This window comes from Amycolatopsis sp. NPDC051758, from assembly GCF_044453095.1.
Classification (GTDB): Bacteria; Actinomycetota; Actinomycetes; order Mycobacteriales; family Pseudonocardiaceae; genus Amycolatopsis.
On record NZ_JBITCJ010000003.1, the window covers coordinates 296,813 to 309,378 of the forward strand.

10 protein-coding genes are annotated in these 12,566 nt (G+C 73.3%); 6 read left to right on the forward strand and 4 right to left on the reverse strand.

Going from position 1 to position 12,566, the window contains the following annotated elements:
* Positions 1 to 7 precede the first annotated feature (7 nt).
* The gene (gene sthA, locus ACIA5G_RS16760; RefSeq protein WP_395923895.1) at positions 8 to 1,420 is read right to left on the reverse strand and encodes a Si-specific NAD(P)(+) transhydrogenase; all 1,413 of its coding nucleotides are present in this window, start codon (positions 1,418 to 1,420) and stop codon (positions 8 to 10) included.
* Positions 1,421 to 1,515: 95 nt separating this feature from the next.
* Between sthA and ACIA5G_RS16765 the strand changes: the two genes are divergently transcribed.
* From ACIA5G_RS16765 to crcB, 5 genes are all read left to right on the forward strand, one after another.
* Positions 1,516 to 4,506 (forward strand): ATP-binding protein, encoded by a 2,991-nt coding sequence (locus tag ACIA5G_RS16765; RefSeq protein WP_395923897.1) that lies wholly within the window; start codon positions 1,516 to 1,518, stop codon positions 4,504 to 4,506.
* A gap of 70 nt (positions 4,507 to 4,576) precedes the next feature.
* Positions 4,577 to 5,965 carry an FAD-binding oxidoreductase gene (locus ACIA5G_RS16770; RefSeq protein WP_395923899.1) on the forward strand — a complete coding sequence of 463 codons (1,389 nt, stop codon included), beginning with the start codon at positions 4,577 to 4,579 and terminating at the stop codon, positions 5,963 to 5,965.
* Between the two features lie 45 nt (positions 5,966 to 6,010).
* Complete coding sequence (locus ACIA5G_RS16775; RefSeq protein WP_395924916.1) at positions 6,011 to 6,418, forward strand: fluoride efflux transporter FluC; 408 nt, start codon at positions 6,011 to 6,013, stop codon at positions 6,416 to 6,418.
* The gene (locus tag ACIA5G_RS16780) at positions 6,418 to 6,750 is read left to right on the forward strand and encodes a DUF190 domain-containing protein (protein ID WP_395923901.1); all 333 of its coding nucleotides are present in this window, start codon (positions 6,418 to 6,420) and stop codon (positions 6,748 to 6,750) included. The genes ACIA5G_RS16775 and ACIA5G_RS16780 overlap by 1 nt, the downstream gene beginning before the upstream one ends.
* Complete coding sequence (gene crcB, locus ACIA5G_RS16785) at positions 6,747 to 7,121, forward strand: fluoride efflux transporter CrcB (RefSeq protein WP_395923903.1); 375 nt, start codon at positions 6,747 to 6,749, stop codon at positions 7,119 to 7,121. Before ACIA5G_RS16780 ends, crcB begins: the two co-directional genes overlap by 4 nt.
* A gap of 96 nt (positions 7,122 to 7,217) precedes the next feature.
* Here crcB and ACIA5G_RS16790 read toward each other — a convergent pair whose 3' ends face one another.
* From ACIA5G_RS16790 to ACIA5G_RS16800, 3 genes are read right to left on the reverse strand one after another with little or no spacing between them, the layout of a single operon-like run.
* Positions 7,218 to 8,168: an LLM class F420-dependent oxidoreductase gene (locus ACIA5G_RS16790; protein ID WP_395923905.1), complete on the reverse strand. Its 951-nt coding sequence runs from the start codon at positions 8,166 to 8,168 to the stop codon at positions 7,218 to 7,220.
* Entirely contained in the window at positions 8,165 to 10,264 is a 2,100-nt protein-coding gene (locus ACIA5G_RS16795) for a prolyl oligopeptidase family serine peptidase (RefSeq protein ID WP_395923907.1), read from the reverse strand. The genes ACIA5G_RS16790 and ACIA5G_RS16795 overlap by 4 nt, the downstream gene beginning before the upstream one ends.
* A gap of 20 nt (positions 10,265 to 10,284) precedes the next feature.
* Entirely contained in the window at positions 10,285 to 11,136 is an 852-nt protein-coding gene (locus ACIA5G_RS16800) for a PPK2 family polyphosphate kinase (RefSeq protein ID WP_395923909.1), read from the reverse strand.
* 162 nt (positions 11,137 to 11,298) lie between these two features.
* Between ACIA5G_RS16800 and rocD the strand changes: the two genes are divergently transcribed.
* On the forward strand, positions 11,299 to 12,531 hold the full coding sequence (gene rocD / locus ACIA5G_RS16805) for an ornithine--oxo-acid transaminase (RefSeq protein WP_395923911.1): 1,233 nt from the start codon (positions 11,299 to 11,301) through the stop codon (positions 12,529 to 12,531).
* Positions 12,532 to 12,566: the final 35 nt, after the last annotated feature.

A 12,566-nucleotide genomic window follows, 5' to 3' on the forward strand; every position in this document is an offset into this window, starting at 1 on the left:
TGGGGCGTCAGGACGTGAAGCGGTCCAACGCCCGGATCTTGTTGGTGGCGTCCAGCGCCGCCACCTTGTACGCCTCCGAAAGCGTCGGGTAGTTGAAGACCGCGTCGACGAGGTAGTCGACCGTCCCGCCGCAGCCCATCACCGCCTGTCCGATGTGGACCAGATCGGTCGCGCCGGTGCCGAAGACGTGCACGCCCAGCAGTTTCCGGTCCTTCGTGGACACCAGCAGCTTCAGCATCCCGTAGCTGTCGCCGGTGATCTGGCCGCGCGCCAGCTCGCGGTACCGCGCGATGCCGACCTCGTACGGCACCGACGACGACGTCAGCTGCGCCTCGGTCGAGCCGACGTACGAGATCTCCGGGATCGTGTAGATCCCGATCGGCTGCAGCGCGCCGAGGCCGTTCGCAGGCTCGCCGAACGCGTGGTAGGCCGCGAGCCGGCCCTGGTCCATCGACGTCGCCGCCAGCGCCGGGAAGCCGATCACGTCGCCGACCGCGTAGATGTGCGGCACCTCGGTGCGGTAGTTCTCGTCGACCACGAGCCGGCCGCGCTCGTCGGCCGCCAGGCCCGCCGCCTCCAGGGTCAGCTCGCCGGTCATGCCCTGGCGGCCCGCCGAGTACATGACACCGTCGGCCGGGATGCGCTTGCCGCTGACCAGCGTCGTGATCGTCGCGTCGTCGGAGACCGCGACGTCCGCGACCTTCTCGCCGAAGCGGAAGGTGACGCCGAGGTCGCGCAGCTGGAACTTGAGCGACTCGACGATCTCGGGGTCGCAGAAGTCGAGCATCTGGTCACGCTGCTCGACCACGGTGACCCGCGAGCCGAGCGCGGCGAACATCGACGCGTACTCGATCCCGATCACCCCGGCGCCCACCACGACCAGCGACGACGGGATCTGCTCCAGGCGCAGGATCTCGTCGGAGTCGAGCACGCGGGCGGCGTCGAAGTCGACGTGGCCCGGGCGTGCGGGGCGGGTGCCGGTGGCGATCACGACGTAGTCGGCGGTCAGCGTCCGGCGGTCCCCGGGGTGCCTGCCGTCGACGAGCACCGTGTGCGGGTCGGCGAAGGAGCCGGTGCCGGCGATCAGGTCGACGTGGTTGCGCATCAGCTGCGCGCGCACGACCTGGACCTCGCGCCCGACCACGTGCTGGGTGCGCGCCAGCAGGTCGGCGATGGTGATGTCCTGCTTGACGCGGTAGCTCGCGCCGTACAGCTCGCGCTGGTTCATGCCGGTCAGGTAGAGCACCGCTTCGCGCAGCGTCTTGGACGGGATCGTGCCGGTGTTGACGCACACCCCGCCGACCATGTCGTGCCGGTCGACGACCGCCACCCTCTTGCCGAGCTTCGCCGCGGCGATGGCGGCCTTCTGGCCGCCGGGGCCCGAACCGATGACGATGAGGTCGTACTCGTGCTCGCTCACGACGTCGAGCCTGCGCACCCGGCGGCCCCGGCGCAACCCCTGCGCGGTGAAGATCCGCCCGCGGACCGGCTTCCGGGCTAACCTCCACGACCGGGATGCTGCGGATTTCACTGCTGGGCGAGCAGGTGATCGCCGACGACGAGACCGGCGCCGTGCTGACGCGGTCGCCGCGGTCGGTCGCGCTCGTGGGCCACTTGGTCGTGCACGCCGGGCAGGCGCAGCCGCGGCGGCGGATCGCCGGGCTGTTCTGGCCGGACTCGACCGACGCGCAGGCCCTGACGAACCTCCGCCGTGAGCTGCACCAGCTGCGCCGGGTGCTGGGCGACCCGCCGTCGCTGGCCGTCACCGGGCAGGACCTGTGCTGGCGGGACACGCCGTCGAGCCGCGTGGACGTGCGGGAGTTCGACGTCGCCCGCCGGGCCGCGCTGGCCGCCGCGGATCCCGGCGCCGTGCTCGCCCAGGCGCACACCGCCCTCGCGGCCTACCGCGGCGAGCTGCTGCCCGGCCTGACCGACGACTGGGTCCTGGCCGCGCGCGCCGAGCTGGACCGCCAGTGTGTCGAACTGTGCGACCTGGTCTGCCGGACGCCGTCGGGCGACCCCGCCGCCGCGCTCGCCGCGGCCCGCCGGCGGATCCGGCTGCGGCCGCTGGAAGAGAACGGCTACCGGACCCTGATGGCGCTGCAGGCCGACGCCGGCGACCGGGCGGGCGCGGTGAGCACCTACCACCGGTGTGCGTCGGTCCTCGAACGCGAACTCGGCGTCGTCCCGGCCGAAGCGACCCGCGCGGCGCTCCGCCGGCTGCTCGACCGCCCGGACCCCGAGCTCCGGCGGGCGGCGGCGCCCGGGCTCGTCGGCCGGGCCGCCGAGCTGGCGCGCCTCGGCGAGGCGTGGCGGACGGCCGCGGCGGGCCGGGCGGGGATCGTCCTCGTGCGTGGTGACGCCGGGGTCGGCAAGACGCGGCTGGTGGCCGAACTGGCCGGGCTCGCCCGCGCCGAGGGTGCGGTCGTGGCCGCCGGCCGCTGCTTCGGCACGCCGGGCCGGCTCGCGCTCGCGCCGGTGGCCGATTGGCTGCGCACGCCCGCGCTGCAGCAGGCCGCGACGGCGCTCGACCCGGTCTGGCGGGCCGAGGTCGGCCGGTTGCTGCCGGCCGCGCGACCGACCGGCGGTCGGCCCACTCTCGAGGCGTGGCAGCGCCTGCGGTTCTTCGAAGGGCTCGGCCGGGCGCTGACCGCCGGCGGGCGGCCCGTTCTGCTGGTGCTCGAAAACGTGCAGTGGTGCGACGAAGAGACGAGCGCGTTCCTCACCTTCTGCCTCGGCCTGCTGCCGGACGCGCCGCTGCTGGTCGCCGGGACGCTGCGCGAAGGCGACCTCGCGCCGGGCGTCACGTCGTGGACCACGCAGCTGCGTGACGACGGCAGGCTGGCCGAGCTGCCGCTGCGCCCGTTCGACGCCCACGGCACGGCGCTGCTCGGCGAAGCGGTCGCCGGGCGGCCGCTGTCCGAACCGGACCGGAACCTGCTGCACGCGGCCACCGGCGGCTACCCGCTGTTCGTGGTGGAAGCCGTGCGCGCCAACGCTTCCCCGCCCACCGGCGGCCTGACCGCCGTGCTGCGGGCGCGGCTCGAGCAGCCGGGGCCGGCGGCGCGCGAGGTCGCCGGGCTCGCCGCCGCGGCCGGCCGCGACTTCACCCTCGAACTGCTCACCGAGGCCAGCGACCTCGACGCGGACACGGTGGTCGACGCGGTGGACGAGCTGTGGCGGCGCCGGATCCTGCGTGAGTTCCGCGGCGGTTACGACTTCACCCACGACCTGCTGCGCGAGGCCGCCTACCAGCAGGTCAGCCCACCGCGCCGGTGGCTGCTGCACCGGCGGCTGGCCCAGGGCATGGAGCTGCTGCACGCCGACGACACCGACGCCGTCGCGGCGCAGCTGGCCGAGCAGTACGCCCGTGGTGGGCGGCCCGACCGCGCCGTCACCCTCTACCGGCAGGCGGCGGGCGTCGCCGCGCACACCTTCGCCCACGCCGAAGCGATCCGGCTGCTCAAGGAGGCACTGGCGCTCATCCGCGCGCGGCCGGCGAGCGGCGCGCGCAACCGGACGGAACAAGCCGTCCTCGACGAGCTCGCCGGGCCGCTCAACGCCCGGTACGGCTACTCCTCACCCGAGCTGCAGCGGACCGTCGAGCGCTCGCTCGAACTCGCGGAGGCGGCCGGGGACACCGCGGCGATGCTGATCGAACTGCTGGCGCTGTTCTCGTCGCGGTTCGTCCAGGGCCGGACCGCGCAGGCGCACGAGCTGGCCGAACGCGCGCTGAAGCTGCTCGGACCGGACTCGACCCCGGTGCAGAGCGGCACGGCGCACTTCGCCTTCGCCGGCTCGTCGGTCAGCCTCGGCCGCCCGGCCGAGGCGGTGCGGCACTTCGCCCTGGCCGCGGACCGCACCCGCGGCGCCGCTTCGCTGCCCATCGGCACCCGCCCGGACGTGCACGGCCCGGCCTGGGCGGCGCACGCGCACTGGCTCCTCGGTGACGACGACGCGGCCGTGGCGAGCGCCGCCGAAGCCGTCGCGCGCGCCCGTTCGGTCGACGACCCGTACAGCCTCGCCATCGGCCTCGCGTACGCGGGTGTGACGCACCAGATGCGCCGCGACCGGCCGGCGATGTGGGCGGCCGTCACCGAGCTGCACACCCTCTGCGACCGGTACGGCTTCGCGTACTACCGGGAGTGGGCGCTGGTGCTGGGCGGCTGGTTCCGCGGCGGCGCGCCCGGCCTGGCTGCGGCGCAGGAGGGCGTCAACCGGCTCAAGGCGGAGGGGTCGTTCGCCCGGATGCCGTACTGGCTGACGCTGCTCGCCGAGCTCTCCGCGCCGGAGGCCGCCCGCGCGACGCTCGACGCCGCGCTCGCGGCCGGCGAGGCCAGGGACGACCGCTGGTGGCTGCCGGAGGTGCTGCGGCTGCGGGCCGCGCACGACGCCGACCCGGCGCCCCGGCTGGCGGCGGCCGCGGAGCTGGCCCGCGCCCAGGGCAGCGTCGCCCTGCTCCGCCGGTGTTCGGCCGGCTCCGGCAGCGTTCGCCCCGGCGCCTGAGCGGACCGAACGCTGCGCGAACGCCGCGTGCCTAGGTTCCGTCGGGAACGCATTCCCGAGGAGGGGCTCCATGACCACGACCGCCGCACCCCACGAAGAACTGGCCGCCGCCCTGCGCGGCGACCTGGTCACGCCGGCAGACCCCGGCTACGACGAAGCGCGCGCCGTCTACAACGCCATGATCGACAAGCGGCCGGCGGCGATCGCCTACTGCCACGACACCGCCGACGTCGTCGCCTGCGTCCGCTACGGGCGCGCGAGCGGCCTCGACATCGCCGTGCGCGGCGGCGGCCACAACGCGGGCGGCCTGGGGGTCGCCGACGGCGCGCTGGTCATCGACCTGTCGCGGCTGCGCAGCACCACGGTCGACCCGGTGAACCACACCGTGCGCGCCGACGCCGGCTGCACCTGGGGCGACGTCGACCACGCCACGGTCGCCTTCGGCATGGCGACGCCGTCCGGCATCGTCGGGTCCACCGGCGTCGCGGGGCTGACGCTCGGCGGCGGCATCGGCTACCTGGCCCGGCGGTTCGGCCTGACCGTCGACAACCTGCTCGGCGCGGACGTCGTGCTCGCGGACGGCTCGTTCGTGCACGCGAGCGAGACGTCGCACACCGACCTGTTCTGGGCCCTGCGCGGCGGGGGCGGCAACTTCGGCGTCGTCACGTCGTTCACCTTCCGGTGCCACGACATCGGCGAGCGCGGCACGATCATCGGCGGGCCGGTGCTCTACGACCTCGACGACACCCCCGACGTGCTGCGCTGGTACCGGGAGCTGCTGCCGTCGCTGCCGGAGGAGCTCAGCGGCTGGTTCGGCCTGATCACGGTGCCGCCCGCACCGCCGTTCCCCGAAGCGCTGTGGGGGCGGAAGGCGTGCGGCATCGTCTGGTGCTACACGGGTGCGCACGACAAAGCGGACGAGATCCTGGCGCCGGTGCGCGAGTTCGGGACACCGCTGCTGGTCGGCCTGCACGACATGCCGTACACCGCGCTGCAGGGCGCGTTCGACGGGCTGTACCCCGCCGGGCTGCAGTGGTACTGGCGCGCGGACGTGTTCCACGAGATCTCCGACGACGCGATCGCCGTCCACCTCAAGCACGGCGAGCAGCTGCCGACGATGCACTCGTCGATGCACCTGTACCCGATCGACGGCGCGGCGAGCCGCGTTCCTTCGGACGCGACGGCGTTCCCGCACCGCTCCGGCGGCTGGTCGGGTGTGATCGTGGGGGTCGATCCTTCGCCGGAGAACGCCGTCCTGGTTTCGGAGTGGACGCGGGACTACTGGGCGGACCTGCACCCGACGTCGGCGGGCGGCGCGTACGTCAACTTCATGATGGAGGAGGGGCAGGACCGGGTGCGGTCGTCCTACGGCGGCAACTACGCGCGGCTGGTGGAGGTGAAGCGGCGCTACGACCCGGAGAACGTGTTCCACGTCAACCAGAACATCCGCCCGGCGTGACGGTGCCTCCTGGCCGGGGTAGGTTCCGGCCAGGAGGTGATCGGCATTTCCGCGACCCCGGCGACCCGGTGGGACGTCCTGCTCGCGATCGGCGCCGGCGGCGCGCTGGGCAGCCTCGCCCGGTACGGCCTGTCGGTGGCGATCCCGCACGGCCGCGGGGAGTTCGCCGTGGCGACGCTGGTCACCAACGTGCTCGGCTGCCTGCTCATCGGCGTCCTGATGGCGGTGCTGACGACCACCGCGCGGCCGCACCACCTGGCCCGGCCGTTCCTCGGTGTCGGGGTGCTCGGCGGGTTCACGACGTTCTCCACGTTCGTGGCCGACACCCTGGACGCGGCGACCACCGGGCGGATACTGGCTTCGCTGGGGTACGTGCTGGCGTCGGTGGCGCTGTGCCTGGCCGCGGTGACCGCCGGCCTGACGGCGACCCGCGCGCTGCGGAAGGGGCACTGATGGAGGGACCCGCCACCCGGCTCACCGTCTACATCGGCGAGGACGACCACTGGCACCACAAGCCGCTCTACCACGAGATCGTCCGCCGGGCGCGGGATGCCGGGCTGGCGGGCGCTTCGGTGCTTCGCGGGGTCGAGGGCTACGGCGCGTCGTCGCTGATCCACACGACGCGGATCCTGTCGCTGTCGGAGGACCTGCCGATGGTGATCGTGATCGTCGACGCGGAGGAGAAGCTGCGGGCGTTCCTGCCGCAGCTGGACGAGCTGATCGGCGAGGGCCTGGTGACGCTCGACCAGGTCGAGGTCATCCGCTACGTGGGACGTCCGGAGTGACGGTGCTCCTGGTGGCCGCCGGCGGCGCGGCCGGGTCGATCCTGCGGTACCTGACCGACCGGCGGGTGCAGCGGTGGCGGGATTCGCCGTTCCCGTGGGGCACGCTGACGGTGAATGTCCTGGGGTCGCTGATCCTGGGCTTCCTGAGCGGCTGGCTCCTGCACGGCGCGGAGCCCGCGTCGGTGCGGTCGCTGGTGGCGGTGGGGTTCTGCGGCGGGCTGACGACGTTCTCGACGTTCGGCTACGAGACCTTGCGGCTGTTCCTGGAGAAGACGCGGTTGTACGCGGTGCTCAACGTGCTGGTGACGGTGGTCGCCGGGCTGGCTTCGGGAGCGCTCGGGCTGCTGCTGGCCACCGCGGTCTTCGCCTGACCCGAGCGCCCCAAGGCGGCCTTGGTTGCGTCTGACGCACCGAAGGCCGCCTTGGGTGCGCGAGACGCAACGAAGGCCACATTGGGGCGCATGGGGTCAGCGCGGGGCGAGGCCGCGAACCTGCTCGAACGGATCGCCGCCGGTCGGCAGGAGCGCGATGATCGGCGTGGTCAAGCCGTTGTCCACATAGGACTTGACCTGCTCCCGGCACGACTCGATGCTGCCGTGGACCACCAGCTCGTCCACCACCGAGTCCGGGATCACCTGGTTGGCCTTCTGCCGGTCCCCCGCCGCCCACGCCTCGTGCATCGGGGCCAGCGCCTCGCCCCGGCCGAGCCAGTCGTGGAACGCCGCGTACACCGGGACCGTCAGGTAGCTCGAGATCAGCATCCGGCCCAGGCCGCGCGCCGCTTCCGCGTCCTCCGTGGGGCAGACGAAGATCCGGGCCGCCAGCTCCACGTCCGGGCCCACCACCGAGCGCACCTTGGGCACGTCCGAAGCCGCCAGCCAGTTGGTGATCGCGCCGTCCGCTTCGCGCGCCGCCAGGCGGAGCATGCCCGGGCGCAGGGCTGCCAGCATGATCGACGGCGCCGGGTCGGCGGGCCGCTCCAGCCGGAACTTCGAGACGGCGAACGTCTCGTACTTCTCGCTGACCTTCTCCCCCGCCAACGCCGACCGCAGGAAGCGCAGCGTGTCGCGAGACCGCGCGAACGGCGCTTCGAACGGCGCCGCGTTCCAGTTCGAGACGATCACCGGGGACGACGCGCCGATGCCGAGGACGAACCGGCCCGGGGCGAGCTCGGCGACCGTCGCCGCCTGCATCGCCAGCAGGCCCGGCCCGCGGGTGTACACCGGCACGATCGCGGTGCCCAGCCGCAGCTGCGGCGCCCACTGCGACGCCAGCACGAGCGGCGTGAACGCGTCCGCGCCCGCCGTCTCCGCCGTCCACGCGTCGGTGTAGCCCAGGTCGGGCAGCTGCTCGACCAGCTCGCGGTGCGCCGTCAGCGGCACCCCGGTCAGCGGAATCGTGAGGCCCCAGCGGCTCATGCAGTCTCCTTCTCCACGGCGGAAAGCTCGCGCAGCAGCCAGTCGACCTGCGTGCGCACCAGGTTCTCCGCGACCTCTTCGGCCTGCGGCGTCATGTGGGTGGCCCCCGCCAGCGGCAGGAAGACGTGCGAGCGGCCCTTCGCCAGCAACGCCGACGACAGCCGCAGCGCGTGCGCGACGAACACGTTGTCGTCGGCCAGCCCGTGCACGATCAGCAGCGCGCGGCTCAGCTCGCCGGCGCTCTCGATCAGCGAGTTGTGCGCGTAGCTCTCGGGTTCGTCCTGCGGTTTGCCGAGGTAGCGCTCGGTGTAGTGGGTGTCGTACAGCGACCAGTCGGTGACCGGCGCGCCCGCGACCGCCGCGTGGAAGACGTCCGGGCGCCGTAGCACGGCCAGCGCGGACAGGTAACCGCCGTAGGACCAGCCACGAATGGCGACGCGCTCGACGTCCAGCTCGGGGAACTGCGCGGCCGCTGCCTGGAGCGCGTCGACCTGGTCGGCCAGGGTGACGTCGGCGAGCCGGCCGGCGATCTCGCGCTCCCACACCGCGCCGCGGCCCGGCGTGCCGCGGCCGTCCGCGACGAGCACCGCAAAACCCTGGTCGGCCAGCCACTGCGACGTCAGGAACGCGTTGCGGCTCTGCAGCACGCGCTGGGCGTGCGGCCCGCCGTACGGGTCGAGCAGCACCGGCAGTTTGCCTTCGCTCGGCTCGTACCCGCGCGGCAGGAGCAGCGCCGCACGCAGGCCGCGCTCGCCCAGCGTCAGCCAGGTCAGGTTCGGCACGATGTCCGGGTCCACAGTGGACGAAGCAATCGACACGGCTTCCGCGCCATCGCGCAGCACCGAGACGCGCGGGCCGCTGTGCTCCAGGCTCCACGACGAAAGCACGGTGACCGCCGCGCTCCCGGCCCCGTGGTGCACGCCGTCCACAGTGGACAGGCGGCGGATCGAGCCGCCTTCGGTGCGGAAGACGTGGATCTGCGTCGGGTCGGCCTCGGACGCGCTGAAGAGGATCTCGGCACCGACGTCGAGCACGGCGCGCAGCTGCAGCCCGGCCGGGGTGACCGCCTCGCCGCCGACGAACAGCCGGTGGTCACCGTCGACCATGCCCTCGGTGACCAGCCGCCCGTCCGGGGTCCACGCCGGGACACCGCCGACGATGTCGATCCAGTGCTGGTCGGCCGCCGTGTGGAGCACCGAGGTCGAGCCGTCGGTGACGTCGAGTGCGAGCACGTCCATCCGCTTCTGGTCCCGCGGTTCGACGGCCAGCAGCGGCGCGCCGCCGGCCGACCAGTGCACCGAGGCCAGGTACTCCCATTCGCCCGGGGCGACGTCGACGCGGGAGCCGTCGAGGCCGAGCACGGCCAGCGAAACGAGCGCGTTCGTGGTGCCCGCGGCCGGGTAGGCGACCACGGTGGCCGGGTGCTGCGGGTTGGCGGGGTCGGCGATCGTCCAGCGCGGCACCGGGCCGCGGTCGGACCGCTCGGCCAGGATGCTGCGGCCGTCGGGGGCCCACCAGTACCCGCGGGTGCGGTCCATCTCCTCGGCGGCGATGAACTCGGCCAGGCCCCAGGCGATGTCCTCGCCGTCCTCCTCGACGAGCACCCGGTCTTCGCCGGTGGCCAGCTCCATCACGTGCAGCCGCCGGTTCTGCACGTACGCGACGTGCGTGCCGGTCGGATTGGGCCGCGGGTCGATCACCGCGCCGTCGACGCGCAGGGTCACTTCGCCGGTGGCCAGGTCGAGGGTGTGGAGCTTGCCCGAGAGCGAGAACGCCGCGACGGTGAAGCCCGCGTCGACGCCGTAGTGCACCACGCCGCCGCCGGTCTCGCGGGCCCGTTCGCGGCGCGCCCGCTCCTCGGCGGGCAGCTCCTCCTCGCCGGGCAGCAGCTCGGCGGCGTCCACGAGCTTCGTTTCGGCGCCGGTCGCGAGGTCGGCCGACCAGAGGCTGTGCCGGGGGTCGGTGCCCGACTCCGCGCGCAGGAACAGCACACGCGAGGCGTCCGGGGCGACCCGGAACTCCTTCGGCGCGCCGAGGGTGAAGCGCTGGGTCCGGGCCTGCTTGCGGAGGAACGGGAGGTCGTCGACATCGGTCACGTCCGCACTCTTTCAGACCCTCACGCCGGGACGCCAACACCCTTCAGCTTGGCCAGCTCTTCGGCGACGTCGAAGTCCGGCTCCGGGAACTTCGGGTCCAGCTCCGTGAGGGTTTCGATGAGCAGCTCGGCGACGGCCCAGTTGCGGTACCACTTGTGGTCGGCGGGCACGACGTGCCACGGCGCGTGGTCCGTCGACGTCTTCTTGAAGATGTCGGCGTAGGCCTGCTGGTAGGCCGGCCAGTGCGAGCGCGCTTCGAGGTCGCCCGGGTTGTACTTCCAGCGCTTCTCGGGCGTCTCCAGCCGGGCCTTGAGCCGCTTGAGCTGCTCCTCCGGCGAGATGTGCAGGAAGACCTTGACGACGGTCGTGCCGGCGTCGGCCAGCTCCTTCTCGAACGCGTTGATCTCGCTGTACCGGCGGCGCCGCTCGGCCGCGGTGAGCAGCCCGGTCACGCGCGGGACCAGGATGTCCTCGTAGTGCGAGCGGTCGAAGACGCCGATCTGGCCGGGCACCGGCAGCTGCTTGCGGATCCGCCAGAGGTAGTGGTGGCGGCGCTCGGCCGGCGTGGGCGCCTTGAACCCGGCGTAGCGGACGCCCATCGGGTTGACCAGGCCGAGCACGTGCGTGACCGTGCCGCCCTTGCCCGAGGTGTCCATGCCCTGCAGCACCAGCAGCACGCTGCGTTGCCCGCCGCCGACGCCCTCGGCGTACAGCGCCTCCTGCAGCGCGGACAGCCGCTCGCCGGCGCCGTCCAGCTTGGCGAGGGCCTTGGGCTTCTTGCCGGGCCCGACCGGGGCCGAGCCCGGCTCCGGCAGCTCCGCGCCGACGCGCAGCGCGTCCCGGATCCGGCTTCCGTCGTCCTTTTTGGCCATCCCGCGACGATAGCCAGTCGGGACGCCGCTTTCCCGTCGACGCACCCGGCCGGGTGGTGACGCAGCGATTCGCGGGTCCGAGCAGGGTATTGCGCAACGAACAACGGGTGAAAGCAATGATTCCCGGCTGAACTCTGCGTCTGCTGCCTCTAACCTGAACACATGACGACGTTCGCCGGCCGGGAGACCGCCGCCCCCTCCGCCGCGAGCTTCATCGAGCTCGACGAGCAATGGAGCACGCACAACTACCACCCGTTGCCCGTCGTGATCGCCGAGGCCGAAGGCGCGACGGTGACCGACGTCGAAGGCCGGTCCTACCTCGACTTCCTGTCCGGTTATTCGGCGCTGAACTTCGGGCACCGCCACCCGGACCTGATCGCCGCCGCGGTGGCGCAGCTCGGCCGCGTCACGCTGACGTCGCGGGCGTTCCACCACGACCAGCTCGGGCTGTTCTGCCGCGAGCTGGCCGAGCTGACCGGCACCGAGCTGGTGCTGCCGATGAACTCCGGCGCCGAGGCCGTCGAGTCGGCGGTCAAGATCGCCCGCAAGTGGGCGCACCGGGTCAAGGGCGTGCCGGACGGCACCGCCGAGATCATCGTCGCCGGCTCGAACTTCCACGGCCGGACCACCACGATCGTGTCGTTCTCGACCGACGAGACGGCCCGCGCCGACTTCGGCCCGTTCACCCCGGGCTTCGTCACGGTGAAGTACGGCGACGCCGCCGCGCTGCGTGACGCCATCACCCCGCGCACGGCCGCCGTGCTGCTGGAGCCGGTGCAGGGCGAAGCCGGGGTCATCGTGCCGCCGGAGGGCTACTTCGCCGACGTCCGCGCCGCGTGTGACGACCACGACGTGCTGCTGATCGCCGACGAGATCCAGTCCGGGCTGGCCCGCACCGGCACGGTGCTGGCGCTGGACCACGAAGGTGTCCGCGCGGACCTCTACACGCTCGGCAAGGCCCTCGGCGGCGGCATCCTGCCGGTGTCGGCGGTGGCCGGCCGCGGCGACGTGCTCGGCGTGCTGAAGCCGGGTGAGCACGGGTCGACGTTCGGCGGCAACCCGGTCGCGTGCGCGGTCGGGCGTGCGGTCGTGAAACTGCTGCGGACCGGCGAGTTCCAGCAGCGCTCCACGGAACTGGGCGCCCACCTGCACGAACGGCTGAACGCGCTGGTCGGGAACGGGCTGTCCGAGGTGCGCGGCCGCGGCCTGTGGGCAGGCCTCGACATCGCCCCCGGTGGCCCCGAAGGACGCGCGGCGTCCGAAGCGCTGGCCACCCGCGGCGTGCTGTGCAAGGAGACGCACGAGCGCACCCTGCGCGTGGCGCCGCCGCTGGTGATCACCCGCGAGGAGCTCGACCGCGGCATCGACGCGATCGCCGAGGTCATCCGCCCCTGAACCACCGGATGCCGCCGGGTGAGCCTCCCGCCCCG